A 16,387-nucleotide genomic window follows, 5' to 3' on the forward strand; every position below is an offset into this window, starting at 1 on the left:
CTATTGAGTGATATCACACACCCGGAAACACCAACTCAAATCGCGCACCGGTCTTGGAAGGCACCAGCAAAATCCGCCCGCCATGTGCCCCCAACAGGTTTGTAACGATGGTCAGGCCCATCCCGGTCCCTCCCTTCTCGCGCGCGGTTGTAAAGAATGGGTTGAAGATGCGGTCCCGATTACCGTCGGATATGCCGGAACCATCGTCTTGGACAACCAATCGACCGAGTTCTGCGTGCAGGACCACCTGCCTTGCCCCGTGACGGCGTGCATTGTCCAGAAGATGTTGCAGGGCAATTTTCAGGCCAGAGGCTGCAAGGTTCAATGCCTGATCGCCGCCTTCTATGCTGATGTCCAATTCGGGAAACGAAGCGCGTAACTGATCGGCAAGATCGTTCAGGCTTGCCTCCCCATGATGTTCCGGCACTCGTGCCTGTGCAACCGTGTTAAGAGCGCTGAGCTGCGTTTGCATCTGATCGCTTGCGCCCAATATCTGTTGCAGCAATGCGTGATCCTGGTCCGAGAGCGTTTCGGCCTCGGCCAACAACTCTCCTGCCGCACGGATCGCGGTGACAGGGGTTTTCAACTCATGCGTGACATGATCTGCAAAGACGCGGATCGAAGCTTCGCGCCGTTGCAGCGTATCCGCCATGCTCAGAACCGAACCGGCGAGGCGCGACAGTTCTTGTGTGCCGTAGTGATCGGGCGGCTCGGCGCGTTGCCCTTGTTCAATGGCCCCTGAATAGGTCGCCAGCGACGTTATGGGGCGGAGCAGAAGCCGAACCATAAGGTATCCGACCACTCCGGTCGCACATCCGATCACGATCGCCAGCAAGCCCGCAGCGTTTCGAAACCCGATCTCAGGTCCAAGATACCGCAGCGCGATCAGACCCAGCAGAGACAGGGCGAGCGTACCCGCGAGACCTCCGCCAAGAACAAAACCCAGCGAAGGGCGCCATTTGCGTCTCAGCCCGGCCATGCACCCATCCGCAATCCGATCCCATGCACGGTTTCGATGGCACCGGCCCAGCCCTGATCCCCCAACTTGCGTCGTAAGTTCCGCAAATGACTATCCAGTGTCCTATCCGAGACCGGACTGCCTGCGCCATAAATCGCATCAACCAATTGTGGTCGCGAGACGATGGCGGCGGGCGTTTGCATCAGGCGACGCAAAATCGACAGCTCGGTTGCGGTTAAGGCAAGCGCATTGCCGTCGACCCGAACCGAATGCGCCGACACATCCATTTCAACCGGGCCATGCCGCAGGAGAAGCTCTGCAGCACCCGGTTTGCTGCGTTTCAGGATGGCTTTGATCCGCGCAACCAACTCTCGGGGGCTGAAAGGTTTGGTCACGTAATCATCCGCTCCCAACTCGAGGCCCAAAATGCGATCAATCTCGTCATCAAGCGCGGTCAGGAACAAGATTGGTACGTCCGAGCGTGCCCGCAAGCGGCGGCAAACCTCAAGCCCATCGATCTCAGGCAGGCCGACATCCAGCACGACAAGATCAGGCGCTTCCCGCATCGCGTGGGTTAGCGCCATTTGGCCATCGCGGGCGGTAACCGTCTGGTAGCCCGCGCGCTCAAGCGTGATCGAGACCAGCTCTCGCAGGCGTGGATCATCATCCACGACGAGGATTTTCATCTACCTTCTCCGGCATGGGTTCGACGGCCAGATTACGGATCACCCGATCTGCGCGAAAGCCCCAATTCCTCCAATTGTCGACGACCGGAGGGGATGCGCAAGCGCGTACCCGTTTGTCCTTCAGCAACTCTGCCGCCGCCATCTCATTGAGCTGACATGCGTAGTAGGCATCAAACCGTATCGGATTTTCCAGATTCCAACGGGCGATTAAGGCTGAAAAATTCACGAAGCAGCATGCATAGAGCACGCCAATCCCCAGGATCGCAGATCGCAGCAATAACCAACGGTTCGATTTACCCAGCAAAATTTGCCAACCGGTCAGACACAAGCCCACAGCAACCAGCGCCATCCATATTGCCGCATGAACACGCAAATAGGTCAGCCCGTAGAAATCAACGTAAAGCGACAGGCGCATCAGCGATGAGATCACCAGCAGTACATTCTGCGCCAGCCACAGCATCATCCATCTTGTCAGCCCCTGCCGCTCGTTCAGATAGGGTCGCGCGGCCAAGGCAAATGCGCCCGCCAGCAAAGCTGTGACCAAGAGTGGGTATGCCCCGCGATGAGCATATTCAGCATAGGTCATCCCCTCGGGCAACTTGGCATTGCCCCAGAGAAAGACCATGTCCATCCCAGTTTGCACCGCCAGCAGCAAGTTGAACACCATTAGCGCATTGGCAACGGATTGGGCATTCAAGCCAAAGGCAGGCAATGGGCGCTTGCGTCCGGGGCCAAATCGGTGGGCAAGCAAGTCAGGCTGTAAGGTGACCGCAAGAAAGGGCCAGATCGTGATTGCCGCCCCGATCCAGAATAGCAGTCGGTCGAACCGCAGATCAAATCGCCAAATCCGATCGATCCAATCAGACAAGACCGGATTGGCCGCAACCATCAGCGAAGCAAGGATCAGTGCGCCTCCGATCGGGAAACTCCAGTTGCGCAGTGCACGAAGGACAACCCCGTCAATGCGGGAAACCGAATGACCTTTCTGAACCGCCTCTACCCCGTGTCTGAGCGCCAATATTGGAAACAGAGACAGAAACCGGCGAACCGAAGCGACCTCATGATTGCCCAGCACGGCCCAACACAGCGCAATGGTCGTTCCACCCAGCAAGAAAGCTATGGACAGGGCCTGAACATATTCCACCACCGGAAGAATGCTAATCAGCAAAAGAAGGGTTGGCCCGACAAGTCCACCACGGCGGCGCAGCAAGGCAAACACGACAGCGGAAAACGCCAACATAAAGAGCGCGATTGAAAGGCCAGGAGAATGGTCGAAAAACAGAAAATCGGCGAGCGCAACCAGAAACACCAAACCCAAGAAAGCATGGCGATTGCCGGGTTCCGCTAAGCCATCGGCTCGGTTTGTGCCTCGATCAGGGGTGTCCAGCCACCAACTATCTTGTAAAACTGATGCCGGTACACCGCGCACGATGAACTGTCCCATAAAACTGCTCCTTGTTTATGCTGGTTCTGTCTGGCCTAGGCAGGTGCAGATCACCGCGTAAGGGTCGTGCATTTTTTGTGCAGAGGTGCTTTTCGCAGCGCAGCCTCTTCCCCTTGTGCGTGCCGGTGGCTAAGACGATCTTCCAACCGCAAGTCAGGAGGCCCCTTTGGACCGTATCGCCCGCACCATCGCCACCGAGATTAACGCCCGCGCGGAACAGGTTGGGGCCGCGGTCAGGTTGTTGGATGAAGGTGCGACCGTGCCCTTTGTCGCCCGTTATCGGAAGGAAGTGACCGGCGGGCTGGATGATACCCAATTGCGCACCCTTTCCGACCGACTGAATTATCTGCGTGAGCTTGAGGCCCGGCGCGAGGCGATTCTGTCCTCGATCAAGGATCAGGGGAAACTGACGGACGATCTGGTGAAATCGATCGCCCAAGCCGAAACCAAGGCGCAGTTGGAAGATATTTATCTGCCGTACAAGCCCAAACGCCGGACCAAGGCGATGATTGCCCGCGAGAATGGTCTGGAGCCGCTGGCCGATGCGATTCTGTCGGACCGGTTGGCTGAACCAGAAGGGCTGGCTGAAGGGTATCTGATTGAGGCTGTCCCCACGACCAAAGACGCGCTGAATGGTGCACGGGACATCATCACAGAGCGGCTTACCGAAAACGCTGCTTTGCTGGGAGAGCTCCGAAACTTCATGCAACGTGAGGCGTTGCTGAGCGCAAAGGTCGTCGAGGGCAAGGAACAGGAAGGTGCCAAGTTCAGCGATTACTTTGATCATTCCGAGCTTTGGTCGAAAACCCCGTCACATCGAGCGCTGGCAATGTTGCGCGCCTCGAAGGAAGGGATCGTAACGCTAGACATTGCTCCCGAACCCGAAGCGGGCGCCGCGCGGGCCGAGGCCATGGTTGCGGCTCATCTGAACACGCGCGGTGATACTCCTGGTGACAAGTGGCTACGCCAGGTCGCGGGCTGGACATGGCGGGTCAAGCTGTCGCTGTCGATGATGGTCGAGCTGATGGCCGACCTGCGCAGCCGCGCACAAGACGAGGCAATTCAAGTGTTTTCGCGCAACCTAAAGGATCTGCTATTCGCTGCTCCGGCGGGGGCACGTCCGACGCTTGGGTTGGATCCCGGCATTCGCACCGGGGTTAAAGCCGCCGTGGTGGATGCAACCGGCAAGGTGGTTGCAACGGATACGCTATATCCGTTTCAGCCCAAGAATGATCTGCGTGGTGCACAAGCGGCAATCCTGAACCTTATCGCTACACATAAAATCGAGCTTATTGCCATCGGCAACGGCACAGCCAGCCGCGAGACTGAGCGTTTGGTGGCCGATACGCTGTCGCTTCTGCCCAAGACTGTCAAAGCACCGACCAAGGTCGTCGTTTCCGAGGCTGGAGCCTCGGTCTACTCGGCATCCGAGCTTGCCGCACGCGAATTTCCCGAGCTCGACGTCTCACTACGTGGAGCGGTCTCGATTGCCCGCCGGCTACAAGATCCCTTGGCTGAACTGGTCAAGATTGAACCCAAGAGCATCGGCGTCGGTCAGTATCAGCACGATGTTGAACAGCACCGCTTGTCACAGTCACTGGAGTCGGTGATCGAAGATGTGGTGAACGCTGTGGGCGTGGATCTGAATACAGCTTCAGCCCCCTTGCTTTCGCACGTCTCGGGTCTGGGACCGGGATTGGCCGAGGCGATCGTCACGCACCGAGATATTCATGGTGCCTTTGCGTCTCGCAAGGATTTGCTAAAGGTGGCGCGTCTTGGTCCACGCGCCTTCGAGCAGTGTGCAGGTTTCCTGCGAATTCGCGACGGTTCAGAGCCTCTGGACGCCTCCTCGGTTCACCCCGAGGCTTACGATGTCGCCCGTCGGGTAGTGGCAGCATGTGGGCGCGACATTCGCCAAATCATGGGGCATGAAGGCGCGCTGAAAGACCTGCGCGCCGAGCAGTTTTTGAGTGACACCTTCGGCTTGCCAACGGTTCGCGACATTTTCACCGAATTGGAGAAGCCCGGCCGAGACCCGCGACCCAGTTTCAAAACGGCGTCGTTTACGGACGGGGTTGAGGAAATCACGGACCTGAAGCCCGGCATGGTGCTGGAGGGTACCGTCACCAACGTCGCCGCCTTCGGCGCGTTTGTCGACATTGGCGTGCATCAGGACGGGTTGGTTCATGTCAGCCAACTGGCCGATCGGTTCGTGAAGGACCCGCATGAGGTGGTCAAAACCGGGCAAGTTGTCAAAGTGACGGTGGTCGAAGTCGACGTTCCACGTAAGCGCATTGGGCTGTCTATGCGCAAGGACGGTGGTGCTTCGGCACGCGAGGGCAATGCACTCCGTGGCAAGGGCAAACCGGCACGAACACCCAAGCCAGGGGAACAGCGGCGCAGCCATGGGGGTCAGAGCACCCAGAACGGGGCCTTTGGTGACGCTCTTAGAGACGCCTTCAATAAACGTTAGGCGGCAACCCTGTCATAGGGCTAAATACGAGGCGTGTTTCTGCATGACCTACATTCACCTAAGCCCCGGCAGACAGAAAGAAAAGCAGGGCGCTAACATTCGGGTGTTGCAACTCGGACCATGATCTGGATGATGCTGGCCCATGATGGCCGAAAAATTCGGCCAACCGTATGAAAATGCGGCCACAACAAAAAATGGGGAGACGACTTATGTCATTCAAAACTCTGATGCTTGCCGCCAGTGCAACGGCGATGATCGCGGCGGGCGCTTCGGCGGAGACGCTGCGATGGGCCCGTGCAGGTGATGCGCTGACGCTGGACCCGCATGCGCAAAACGAAGGCCCGACCTCGGCCATGGCGCACCAGATCATGGAAACGCTGGTGATGCGTGATCACTCAGGTGCACTGGTTCCATCGCTGGCGACCGAATGGGCACCATCGGAAGAAAATCCGAATGTCTGGGTGTTCAAACTGCGCGAGGGCGTTACCTTCCACGACGGTGCCGAGTTCGACAGCGAGGACGTCGTGTTTTCGCTGAACCGCGCGATGACGCCGGATTCGGATTACAAAGAACTGCTGGCGTCTGTGAAAGAGGTGCGTGCGCCCGACAAGTTCACGATCGAGATCGAAACTGACGGCCCGAACCCGATCATGCCCAACAACCTGACCAACATGTTCATGATGGACAAAGGTTGGGCCGAGGCAAACAACGCTGTCAAGGTTCAGGACTATGAGGGCGGCGAAGACACGTTTGCGGCCAAGAACGCCAATGGCACCGGTCCCTACAAGCTGGTCAGCCGCGAGCCGGACGTGAAAACCGTCCTGGCCGCCTATGACGGCTATTGGGGCAAGGATGAGTTCCCGCTGCAGGTAACCGAGATCATCTATACCCCGATCCAGAACGCCGCGACCCGTGTTGCCGCGCTGCTGTCGGGTGAGGTTGATTTCATTCAGGACGTGCCCGTACAGGACCTCGAGCGTGTAGCCGGAACCGATGGTCTGGACGTACGCACCGCGCCGCAGAACCGGGTGATTTTCTTTGGCATGAATATGGGCGATGCTGATCTGACCTCGGACAATGTGGATGGTAAGAACCCGCTGGCTGATGTCCGCGTTCGACAGGCGATGTCAAAGGCGATCAATCGTGATGCGATCAAACAGGTCGTGATGCGTGGTCAGTCTGCTCCTGCTGGCATGATCTCACCTCCGTTTGTGAATGGTTGGGATGCAGATATGGATGCGTCCTCGTCAACCGATATCGAAGGGGCCAAGGCGTTGATGGCCGAAGCAGGCTATCCTGATGGATTCTCGCTGACCCTGAACTGCCCGAATGACCGCTACATCAATGATGAGGCGATCTGTCAGGCAGCGGTTGGAATGCTGGCCCAGATCGGCGTCACAGTTAACCTGGACGCCAAACCGAAAGCCCAGCATTTCCCGTTGATCAACAACCTAGAAACAGATTTCTACATGCTGGGCTGGGGTGTTCCGACTTATGACTCGGAGTACATCTTCAACTTCCTCGTCCATTCGAAGGGCGAAAAGTACGGCTCGTGGAATGGCACACGCTACTCCAACCCGGATCTGGATGCCAAAATCGTGGCCCTTGCCTCTGAAACTGATCTACCCGCACGTGATCAGCAGATCGGTGATATCTGGCAGGTTGTTCAGGATGAACAGCTTTATATCCCGATCCACCATCAGGTGCTGAACTGGGGTATGAAATCGGGCGTGGGCACCATCGTCGAGCCGGAAGATTCACCGAAGATCAAATACTTTGAGATGAACTAAACTATCCTCTGTGATGGTATGCAGGGCGCGGAAACGCGCCCTGTTCTTGTTTATGCCGTCGGTAACGGACCTGTGATCTCGGCGCAGGAACGGCTTTACGTGGCAGCGAAAAAGCTGGATTGTTTCAGCGCTAACAGGGAGATTTCGCCATGATCCTCAGAAACAGTGCAATCGGCCTGACCATGTTTCTTGCAAGCGCCGCGCAGGCGGCCGAATTCAAGTGGGCCTCGACCACCGATCCGCAGACGATGGACCCTCACGCGGTCAACTCGGCCCCAGTTCTCGGGTTCCTGAACAACGTCTACGAAGGGCTGGTCCGCCGCGGTAAGGATATGAGCGTTGAGCCCGCGTTGGCTGTCAGTTGGGAGCCAATCGGCGACGGCGAAGGATGGCGGTTCAATCTGCGTCAGGGCGTGACCTTTCACGACGGAAGCAGCTTTGACGCGCAAGATGTGCTGTTCAGCTACCAACGCGCCTCGGGTGAGGCGGCGGATACGCGCAGTTGGTTCGCTCCGGTCAGTGACGTCATTGTAGTTGATGACTACACCGTTGATATCATGACCACAGCACCTAACCCGCTGTTTCCGTCATCGATTGCCAACTGGATGATCATGGATCAAGACTGGACTGAGGCCAACGACGCCGTGGTCCCCGACAAAGAAACCGGAAACTACGCCACCATCAACGCCAACGGCACCGGCGCGTTCAAGGTGACCGAGCGCGAGCCGGGTCTTAAGACCGTGTTGGAACCTTATGAAGGCTGGTGGGGGGATGTTGAACACAACATCACCCGTGCAGAATTTAATCCGATCCAGAATCCTGCCACGGCCGTAGCGGCGCTGCTATCGGGCGATGTGGACATGATCAACCCGGTCCCCATTCAGGACGTCGCACGGCTGCAGCAGAACGCAGAGGTCGATGTCATCCAGGGCATTGAAGCGCGTGTGATCATGCTGGGCTTCGACCACGAGGCTGATACGCTGAAATACACAGACGATGCGGGCAAACCCAACCCGTTCCGTGACGCGCGCGTGCGGCAGGCAGTTGCGCAAGCGGTGAATGTCGACGCCATTCTAGCCACGATCATGCGCGGAAATGCCGAGCCCGCATCGCAGCTCGTCAGCCCAGCCATGAGCGGGTTTTCCGAAGCCAACGCCGGACGCCCCGCGTTTGATGTGGAGTCGGCAAAGGCGCTGCTGGCCGAGGCCGGATATGCAGATGGTTTCTCATTTGGCCTGAAATGCCCCAATGACCGCTACCTTAATGACGAGGCCGTCTGTCAGGCCGTCGTTGGTATGCTGGCTCAGATCGGGATCACCGCCGAGCTGGACGCGATGCCAGTGCGGAACTATTGGCCGGAACTGCGCGAAGATAATTACGACATGTACCTGCTGGGCTGGAGCCCCGGTACGTTCGACGCCGAGCATCCGGTCCGGTTCCTTGTCGCAACCCCGAACGAAGAGAAAAAGCTGGGTAGCTGGAACTTCGGCGGCTTCTCGAATGCACGTGTCGATGAGCTGTTGCCGATGATCCAGTCAGAACTGGATGAGGCCAAGCGTCAGGCGATGCTGGACGAGGTTACTCAAATCTATCAGGACGAACACGTTTATGTGCCGATGTATGTCCAGCCGCTGGTTTGGGGCACGCGCAGCAATGTCGAGGTCACGCAGCGTCCGGACAACTTCTTCCTGCTGCGTTGGGTGAATGTGAATTGATCGGCGGCAACGTCGCGTTGAGTTGACAGCACTCTCTTGACCATCTGGTCAAGGTCGGCCTAGAGAGACCGATCTACGAGGGAAACATATGTTCGCATATATCGTCAGACGGATGTTCCAGTCCGTCATAGTGCTGTTGGTCGTGGGGTTGGTCGCCTTTTCGATGTTCCGATTTGTTGGCGACCCGATCGACAACATGCTGGGTCAAGAGCGCACGCAGGCCGACATTGACCGCCTACGGACCGAGCTTGGGTTGGACCAACCTTTTGTGGTGCAATACGCCAAGTTCCTGCAAGGCGCCGTTCAGGGCAATTTCGGTGTGTCTTATCGCCAGGGGCGACCGGTCTCGACCATCCTGGTGGAGCGCGCTCCGGCGACGTTGGAATTGGCCTTTGTATCCGGCTTTCTTGCGATCACGATGGGCATTGCCCTCGGTGTCTTTACTGCAATCCGACGACAAGGGATCGCTGCCAATGTGATCATGACTGTTTCCTTGATCGGGGTTTCGCTGCCGACGTTCCTCATAGGTATCCTGCTGATCTATGTTTTCTCGGTTGAACTTGACCTACTGCCCAGTTTCGGGAGGGGCGAGACCGTTATGATTGGCAGTTGGTCCACCGGGTTTCTGACGACCTCGGGGCTCAAGGCGTTGATATTGCCTGCAATCACGCTGGGCCTCTATCAAATGACGCTGATCATGCGGCTTGTCCGGTCCGAGATGCTGGAGGTTCTGCGCGCTGACTATGTCCGCTTTGCCCGCGCCCGAGGGCTGTCGGACCGGGTGATCAATTTCCGCCACGCGCTGAAGAACACTCTTGTGCCGGTGATCACCATCACGGGCCTTCAGCTGGGGTCGATCATCGCTTTTGCCATCATCACCGAAACGGTGTTTCAATGGCCGGGCGTCGGCTTGCTGTTCATCAACGCGATCCAGTTCGTGGATATCCCCGTTATGGCTGCCTATCTGATGCTGATCTCGGTGATGTTCGTGACAATCAACCTGATTGTCGACCTTCTGTACTATGCCATTGACCCGCGCCTGCGTGTCGACGCGAGGGCCACATGACCGAAACGATGGAAACCCCGAAAGTCGCGCCTAAATCGCGTATGGCTAAATTCTGGGACAGCGATTTCGCCTGGTCTTTCCGGCACTCTCCGGTAGCCATGATCGCATCTTTGGTCGTGGTCATTCTGGTGCTGGCGGCGATCTTTGCCCCGCTGATCGCGCCATATAACCCGTTCGATCCAGCAACACTGAACCTGATGAACGGGTTCACACCACCAGGTACGCCCAATGCGTTTACGCAAGAGACCTTTTTGCTAGGCACAGATGACCAAGGGCGCGATGTGTTCTCGACCATCCTCTACGGGTTGCGCATTTCATTGTTCGTAGGTGCCTCTGCTGTGCTTCTTGCCTTGATCATCGGCGTGATCCTCGGTCTGATCGCTGCGTATTTCGGAGGTTGGATCGAGACGCTGATCATGCGTATCGCAGACGTGCAGCTGACGTTCCCGGCCATTCTGGTCGCGATGCTAATCTTTGGGATCGCCAAAGGGATCACTCCGCCGGAATACCGCGATGAGATGGCAATCTATGTTCTCATCATCGCAATTGCGTTGTCGGACTGGGTGCAGTTCGCACGCGTCGTCCGTGGTGCTGCTCTGGTTGAGAAAAACAAGGAATATGTACAAGCCGCGCGCCTGATCGGGCGTGGATCGTTCCCGATCATGTTCCGTCACATCCTACCCAATGTCCTTAGCCCTGTTCTTGTTATTGCGACCATCTCGCTGGCGCTGGCAATCATTGCTGAGGCCACATTGAGTTTTCTGGGTGTGGGCGCCCCCCCGACCCAGCCGTCGCTGGGAACACTAATCCGGATCGGGCAAGGTTTCTTGTTCTCGGGCGAATGGTGGATTTTGTTCTTCCCGGCCTGCACGCTTCTGGCCCTCGCCCTGTCGGTCAACTTGTTGGGCGACTGGCTGCGCGACGCGCTGAACCCAAAACTGCGGTGATTTCATGAGCCTTCTGACCATCCAAGACCTCACCGTCGAATTCCCGACCCGCCGCCAGCTGTTTACCGCAGTGGACCACGCCAGCCTTTCTGTAGAACCCGGCGAAATCCACGGACTTGTGGGCGAATCCGGGGCAGGTAAATCCACCATCGGCGCTGCCGTGATGGGCCTTCTGGAACGCCCAGGTCGCATTGCCAGCGGCCAGATTAAGCTGGGCGGCGATAAGATCAGCGGCATCGATGCCGAGGCGATGCGCGGGCTGCGCGGCAAGAAGATCTCGATGATCTTTCAAGACCCGCTTACGTCGCTGAACCCGCTATTTACAGTGCGCGAACAACTGGTCGAGACGATCCAGGCCCATCTGGGTGGATCCGAGGCCGAAGCAAGCAAGCGCGCCCGTGATTTGATCGACCGCGTTGGCATCCCAGACCCGGATACTCGGCTGGATCAGTACCCGCACCAGTTCTCGGGCGGCATGCGGCAACGCGTGGTGATTGCTCTGGCACTTTGCACCGAACCGGATGTGATCATCGCCGATGAACCCACGACAGCTTTGGATGTTTCGGTTCAGGCCCAGATTCTGGACCTGATCAAGGAACTGGCACAAGAGCGTCAGGTGGGTGTCATCCTGATCACCCATGATATGGGCGTGATCGCTGATACAACTGACCGCGTGACCGTGATGTATGCGGGAAAGGTGGTTGAAAGCGGCACCACGGCACAGGTGATGGGCCAGCCGCAACACGAATACACCAAGTCCCTGATCGCCGCCGTACCACGCCCGACGCTGAAACTGCATCGCTTCCCTCAGATCAGCTATGGCGGGCGTGAAACGCGTTTCGCGATCGAGGATATGGCACGCCACTGGCCCAAGGTGGATAATGACGCCAGCAAACCGATCTTTGAAATCCGCAACCTGACGAAGAAATTCCTGCAAAAGCGTGGATTACTGCCTTGGGATCGTACCTACTTCACCGCTGTCGACAACGTCAGCTTTGACATTCGCGCAGGTGAGGTCTTTGGGGTTGTCGGTGAGTCCGGATCGGGCAAGTCCACCGTCGCGCGGATGATTGCGGGGCTCTATCATGTGGATGGTGGTACCATCACTTTTGACGGGCAACTGGTAAGCGATCTGAGTAATCGTACGGTGCAGGAAGAGTACCGCAAGAACATCCAGATGATCTTTCAGGACCCCTACTCGTCTCTCAATCCGCGTATGCGGGTGGATGAAATTGTGGCGGAGCCGATCCGCCATCACCGCCTGATGGAAGGTGCCGACGTCAAGCGCCGCGTGGACGAATTGCTGGATCAAGTGGGTTTGGGGTCAGAGGCCGGGCTGAAATATCCACATGAGTTCTCGGGCGGTCAGCGCCAGCGCATCTCGATCGCACGCGCACTGGCAACACAACCCCGGTTCCTGATCTGCGATGAGCCCACAAGCGCGCTCGACGTTTCGATCCAGGCGCAGATTTTGAACATCCTGAAAGACCTGCAAGAGCATCTGGGCCTGACCATGCTGTTCATCAGCCACGACCTACCTGTGGTGCGCCAGATGTGTGACCGAGTTGCGGTCATGAAACAGGGACAAATCGTCGAGGTTCAGGACACCAGCGATCTGTTTGCCAGTCCGAAAACCGAATACGCGCAAGAACTGTTACGGTTGATGCCGAAACTCGATGACCTGTCGACTGACGGGCTTGGGGTCGAAGCAGGATAGGGCCGCGACACCCGTTGCAGGCGCTCCGTGACTAGAGGCCTTGTTCGAATGCCCGGAACTCGGCAGCGATAGCCGCAGCTGCTATCGCCAGCAGACGCTCGCCATCCTGAGGATTGGCCAAAGCTGAATGCGATCCAACGCGGCCATCCGGGAAGTCCGCGCGATGCTCGTCAGGTGGACCATGGCGATCCCCTGCGTGATCCCGGATGTATTCGGCGCTGAGTTTCTGGGGCGGCTCAGCGGCCTGATTGGCAGGCAATGGTCCAAGCAAAGACTGGGTTATGGCAATCTCCGAGGGGGTGGCGTGCATCCCTTCCCAATCTCCATAGAGCTGCTGTCGCAGAACATTCACTGCGTTCGGCTCCCACCAGCTACGGATCAGCAATTGACCACCGGCAATTTCGCTTTCGATCTGCCGAAGAGGCGCCAGATTGGCCCCGTGTCCGTTCACTATGAACACTCCAACGAAACCTTGCTTCAAAAGCCCCCGGATCACCTCATCTGCGATGGTGCGAAAGGTTTCGGCTGAAATAGACACCGTTCCGGGAAATCCCGTGTTAAAAGGCGCTGGCGTGTAGGCCAGCGCCGGAGCGACGATACCCTCGCATTGCCTGGCAGCAGCGAGCGCAACAGCCTCGGCGCAAATCGTGTCGGTGCCAATGCGACCCATCGGGCCGTGCTGCTCGGTCGATCCAACCGGCAGCAACACGGCCGCACCGGCATTGATACGAGTGTTAACCTCGTACCATGTCATGTGCTCAAGTTTCATGACTTTGAAAACTCTCGCAGGCGCTCCAGTTACTAGGGCCTCTGATCAGAGACCCCAGCGTTCCCGGTTTTCGTCAAAGAAGCCTTGGGCTTTTTTCACTTCAATCCAGTTGTTCACATAGTTGATCCAGACCTGATCACTTTGCGGCAACAGCATCGCGATGGGAGAAGGAGAACGTGGACCGGCATTCTTGACGCGGACGACCGGGAACTTTGCTTCAAGGGTCGATCCCTCGATATTCGAGGTTATGAACACATCTGCACGACCGGCCAAGACCTCCTGAAAACCACGTGCAGGAGCTTCGACCACTTTGATATCCGCATCGGGGAACCATTCGCGCACGCGCTTTTCAAAGGTGGTGCCCAGGGTAGTAGCAACCTTCACGTCCGGCTTGTTGATCGAGTCGTAGCCATCAAATTTGTCGGCCTTTTCCTTGGTTGTGTAGGGAAACAACTCAACCGCGATGTAACTGTCGGAAAACCCTGCAACTTTCATGCGCGGAGGTGAGATAGAAGCCGAACCGGTGATGTGGTACTTCCCCGCTACCACACCATTGACCAATGTTTTCCAGTCGGTGGGCACATATTCGACCTCAACACCCAGATCAGCGGCCAGCGCGTTCATGATGTCGATATCATAGCCTTTATAGCTGTTAGTCGCCGGGTCGCGCAGTGACATCGGATTCCAGTCACCGGTTGTCCCCACTTTCAGCACGCCGTCATCCAAAATTTCATTCAGAGCCGACTGTGCTTGCGCAGCGCCGCTGATCACAAGACCGAGCGCAGCCGCAGCCGCGACTTTAACAAAACGTTTCATGTGGTTCTCCCGTTGGTGGCGTTAGTCTTTTATCACGACATTGCTTCTTGATTTAAGCGTAAAGAAAAAGATAACCTCAAGCAACTAATTAACTCATAGTAATCACAAGTGGGCCAGCAGATGCCAAACGCAGCGATCGAGCTTGTCGACGTAGACAAGTGGTTTGGCACATTTCACGTGCTCAAGAACATCAACCTGACAGTCAACAGTGGTGAAAAGGTTGTGATCTGCGGCCCATCCGGATCGGGTAAATCAACGGTCGTAAGATGCATCAATCAGCTTGAGAAACATCAAAAGGGCACCATCCGCATCGATGGGGTCGAACTGAACGATGATGCCAAATCTGCAGCCACCATCCGCTCAGAAGTTGGCATGGTGTTCCAGCAATTCAATCTGTTCCCGCATCTAACAGTGCTGGAAAACCTGACCCTTGGCCCCATCAAGGCCCGCGGGTTGAGCCGAAAAGAAGCCGAAGACAAAGCGCGCCATTACCTCGAACGTGTTCATATACCCGATCAGGCCGACAAGCGCCCGATACAGCTTTCGGGTGGACAGCAGCAGCGAGTGGCAATTGCCCGTTCGCTTTGCATGGAGCCCAGGGTCCTTTTGTTCGACGAACCCACCTCAGCGCTCGACCCTGAGATGATCTCCGAGGTGCTCGACGTGATGGTTGAACTTGCCGAGGAAGGCATGACCATGGTTGTGGTGACCCATGAGATGGGATTTGCCCGAAAAGTGGCCGACAACATGGTGTTCATGGATGCAGGCGAGATTGTCGAACAAGGTAAGCCCGAGCATTTCTTCACCAATCCAAAGTCTGAGCGGTGTCAGAAATTCCTGAGCCAAATTCTGCAGCATTGAGTTGGGTCCGATGAAAAAAACACTTCTCTTCCTTCCCCTTTTCATGCTGATCACGGGCTGTTCGTCCTCACAGACCTGGGGTTGGTACGTCATTGACCCAACCACGGCTTCAGGCTGGACCAATGTAAAATTCCTGATTTCGGGCATGGGTGCGACCATTCAGATTTCGCTGATTGCGGCGATCTTATCGATTGTCATCGGGCTGCTGGTTGCCCTGCCCGGTTTATCGGAAAAGCGCGGCTGGCGGCTGGTAAACCGGGTATATGTCGAGTTCGTTCGCTCGATCCCTCTGTTACCTATGCTGTTTTGGGTGTTCTACGGGTTGCCGATTGTCTTTCAGTCGATGGGTATGAACATCCCAATCGATCCCTTCTGGGGTGCAATTATCACCCTTGCGATATCGGACAGCGCCTTTACCGCCGAGATCTACCGTGCCGGTATACAATCTATCGCAAAAGGGCAAAGCGAGGCGGCGCAAACGATTGGCCTGAACTATTTTCAGACCATGCGCTACGTGATCCTGCCGCAAGCGATCCGGCGCATTCTGCCGCCGCTGGCCAACCAGTTCATCTACATCGTGAAGATGAGCGCATTCGCCAGCGTCATCGGCATGCAAGAACTGACACGCCGTGCGAATGAGCTGGTAGTGACGGAATACCGCCCGCTTGAGATCTATACCTTGTTGATCTTCGAGTATCTGGTGCTGGTACTGATCATCAGCGCCGGTGTGCGTTGGCTCGAGCGCCGGATGGGCGCAGATGAGCGCGGATAAGGAGCATAAGATGGACTGGAAAGACTTCATGGCCGAGACCGAGGCCAATATTGGTGCATTCTCGAAAGAAGTGCCCGAAACCGTCCGTGGTTTTGGCATCATGGGTAAGGCCGCCAAAACAGATGGTGCGCTGAGTGAAAAAACAAAGGAATTCATGGCGTTGGGGATTGCCATCGCGACGCGCTGCGACAGCTGCATCGGCTTCCATGTCCGCTCATTGGTGCGGCTGGGTGCGACCCGCGAAGAGCTGTGCGAAGCGCTGGCAATGGCCACCTATATGGGCGGCGGCCCGTCTTACGCCTACAGCGCCAAGGCGTTGAAGGCGTTTGATGTGTTTTCAGAGTAATAGACCGGTACGCGGTCCGATTTCATT

The 16,387-nt window shown here is 56.9% G+C and carries 14 protein-coding genes; 9 read left to right on the top strand and 5 right to left on the bottom strand.

The window, feature by feature from the left end:
* Positions 1-13: 13 nt before the first annotated feature.
* Genes AC2TEM_RS05965 through AC2TEM_RS05975 form a run of 3 tightly spaced genes read right to left on the bottom strand, consistent with a single transcriptional unit; the run spans position 14 to position 3,088 of the window.
* The gene (locus AC2TEM_RS05965) at positions 14-979 is read right to left on the bottom strand and encodes a sensor histidine kinase (protein ID WP_170422740.1); all 966 of its coding nucleotides are present in this window, start codon (positions 977-979) and stop codon (positions 14-16) included.
* Entirely contained in the window at positions 967-1,644 is a 678-nt protein-coding gene (locus AC2TEM_RS05970; RefSeq protein ID WP_170422742.1) for a response regulator transcription factor, read from the bottom strand. Before AC2TEM_RS05970 ends, AC2TEM_RS05965 begins: the two co-directional genes overlap by 13 nt.
* Positions 1,622-3,088 carry a DUF4153 domain-containing protein gene (locus AC2TEM_RS05975; RefSeq protein WP_170422744.1) on the bottom strand — a complete coding sequence of 489 codons (1,467 nt, stop codon included), beginning with the start codon at positions 3,086-3,088 and terminating at the stop codon, positions 1,622-1,624. Before AC2TEM_RS05975 ends, AC2TEM_RS05970 begins: the two co-directional genes overlap by 23 nt.
* Before the next feature lie 166 nt (positions 3,089-3,254).
* Here AC2TEM_RS05975 and AC2TEM_RS05980 point away from each other — a divergent pair, with 166 nt between their 5' ends.
* The 6 genes from AC2TEM_RS05980 (at position 3,255) to AC2TEM_RS06005 (ending at position 12,796) form a co-directional block, all read left to right on the top strand.
* Positions 3,255-5,561, top strand: coding sequence for a Tex family protein (locus AC2TEM_RS05980; protein ID WP_170422746.1), 2,307 nt, complete (start codon positions 3,255-3,257; stop codon positions 5,559-5,561).
* Between the two features lie 209 nt (positions 5,562-5,770).
* The gene (locus AC2TEM_RS05985) at positions 5,771-7,351 is read left to right on the top strand and encodes an ABC transporter substrate-binding protein (protein WP_170393897.1); all 1,581 of its coding nucleotides are present in this window, start codon (positions 5,771-5,773) and stop codon (positions 7,349-7,351) included.
* Positions 7,352-7,500: 149 nt separating this feature from the next.
* Entirely contained in the window at positions 7,501-9,066 is a 1,566-nt protein-coding gene (locus AC2TEM_RS05990) for an ABC transporter substrate-binding protein (protein WP_480790470.1), read from the top strand.
* An 88-nt stretch (positions 9,067-9,154) separates the two neighbouring features.
* On the top strand, positions 9,155-10,132 hold the full coding sequence (locus AC2TEM_RS05995; RefSeq protein WP_170393893.1) for an ABC transporter permease: 978 nt from the start codon (positions 9,155-9,157) through the stop codon (positions 10,130-10,132).
* Positions 10,129-11,079, top strand: a complete 951-nt coding sequence (locus AC2TEM_RS06000) for an ABC transporter permease (protein ID WP_170407343.1) — start codon at positions 10,129-10,131, stop codon at positions 11,077-11,079. The genes AC2TEM_RS05995 and AC2TEM_RS06000 overlap by 4 nt, the downstream gene beginning before the upstream one ends.
* A 4-nt stretch (positions 11,080-11,083) precedes the next feature.
* On the top strand, positions 11,084-12,796 hold the full coding sequence (locus AC2TEM_RS06005; protein ID WP_170422750.1) for an ABC transporter ATP-binding protein: 1,713 nt from the start codon (positions 11,084-11,086) through the stop codon (positions 12,794-12,796).
* Positions 12,797-12,827: 31 nt separating this feature from the next.
* Here the strand turns inward: AC2TEM_RS06005 and AC2TEM_RS06010 are convergent, their stop codons facing one another.
* Entirely contained in the window at positions 12,828-13,565 is a 738-nt protein-coding gene (locus AC2TEM_RS06010) for a creatininase family protein (RefSeq protein WP_170393888.1), read from the bottom strand.
* Between the two features lie 45 nt (positions 13,566-13,610).
* On the bottom strand, positions 13,611-14,381 hold the full coding sequence (locus AC2TEM_RS06015) for a transporter substrate-binding domain-containing protein (protein WP_170393886.1): 771 nt from the start codon (positions 14,379-14,381) through the stop codon (positions 13,611-13,613).
* Positions 14,382-14,501: 120 nt separating this feature from the next.
* On the opposite strand from AC2TEM_RS06015, the gene AC2TEM_RS06020 reads away from it, so the two are divergent.
* The 3 genes from AC2TEM_RS06020 to AC2TEM_RS06030 are packed head-to-tail and all read left to right on the top strand — an operon-like array spanning position 14,502 to position 16,360.
* Positions 14,502-15,242 carry an amino acid ABC transporter ATP-binding protein gene (locus AC2TEM_RS06020; protein ID WP_170407352.1) on the top strand — a complete coding sequence of 247 codons (741 nt, stop codon included), beginning with the start codon at positions 14,502-14,504 and terminating at the stop codon, positions 15,240-15,242.
* 10 nt (positions 15,243-15,252) lie between these two features.
* Positions 15,253-16,014, top strand: coding sequence for an amino acid ABC transporter permease (locus AC2TEM_RS06025; RefSeq protein ID WP_170422752.1), 762 nt, complete (start codon positions 15,253-15,255; stop codon positions 16,012-16,014).
* A gap of 10 nt (positions 16,015-16,024) precedes the next feature.
* Positions 16,025-16,360: a carboxymuconolactone decarboxylase family protein gene (locus tag AC2TEM_RS06030; RefSeq protein ID WP_170422754.1), complete on the top strand. Its 336-nt coding sequence runs from the start codon at positions 16,025-16,027 to the stop codon at positions 16,358-16,360.
* Positions 16,361-16,387: the final 27 nt, after the last annotated feature.

The sequence above is a fragment of the Ruegeria sp. HKCCD3925 genome, assembly GCF_057221175.1.

Coding starts and splice junctions, on each gene's coding strand:
- AC2TEM_RS05965 (WP_170422740.1), bottom strand. CDS start 979: ATGGCCGGGCTGAGACGCAAATGGCGCCCTTCGCTGGGTTTTGTTCTT.
- AC2TEM_RS05970 (WP_170422742.1), bottom strand. CDS start 1,644: ATGAAAATCCTCGTCGTGGATGATGATCCACGCCTGCGAGAGCTGGTC.
- AC2TEM_RS05975 (WP_170422744.1), bottom strand. CDS start 3,088: ATGGGACAGTTCATCGTGCGCGGTGTACCGGCATCAGTTTTACAAGAT.
- AC2TEM_RS05985 (WP_170393897.1), top strand. CDS start 5,771: ATGTCATTCAAAACTCTGATGCTTGCCGCCAGTGCAACGGCGATGATC.
- AC2TEM_RS05990 (WP_480790470.1), top strand. CDS start 7,501: ATGATCCTCAGAAACAGTGCAATCGGCCTGACCATGTTTCTTGCAAGC.
- AC2TEM_RS05995 (WP_170393893.1), top strand. CDS start 9,155: ATGTTCGCATATATCGTCAGACGGATGTTCCAGTCCGTCATAGTGCTG.
- AC2TEM_RS06000 (WP_170407343.1), top strand. CDS start 10,129: ATGACCGAAACGATGGAAACCCCGAAAGTCGCGCCTAAATCGCGTATG.
- AC2TEM_RS06005 (WP_170422750.1), top strand. CDS start 11,084: ATGAGCCTTCTGACCATCCAAGACCTCACCGTCGAATTCCCGACCCGC.
- AC2TEM_RS06010 (WP_170393888.1), bottom strand. CDS start 13,565: ATGAAACTTGAGCACATGACATGGTACGAGGTTAACACTCGTATCAAT.
- AC2TEM_RS06015 (WP_170393886.1), bottom strand. CDS start 14,381: ATGAAACGTTTTGTTAAAGTCGCGGCTGCGGCTGCGCTCGGTCTTGTG.
- AC2TEM_RS06020 (WP_170407352.1), top strand. CDS start 14,502: ATGCCAAACGCAGCGATCGAGCTTGTCGACGTAGACAAGTGGTTTGGC.
- AC2TEM_RS06025 (WP_170422752.1), top strand. CDS start 15,253: ATGAAAAAAACACTTCTCTTCCTTCCCCTTTTCATGCTGATCACGGGC.
- AC2TEM_RS06030 (WP_170422754.1), top strand. CDS start 16,025: ATGGACTGGAAAGACTTCATGGCCGAGACCGAGGCCAATATTGGTGCA.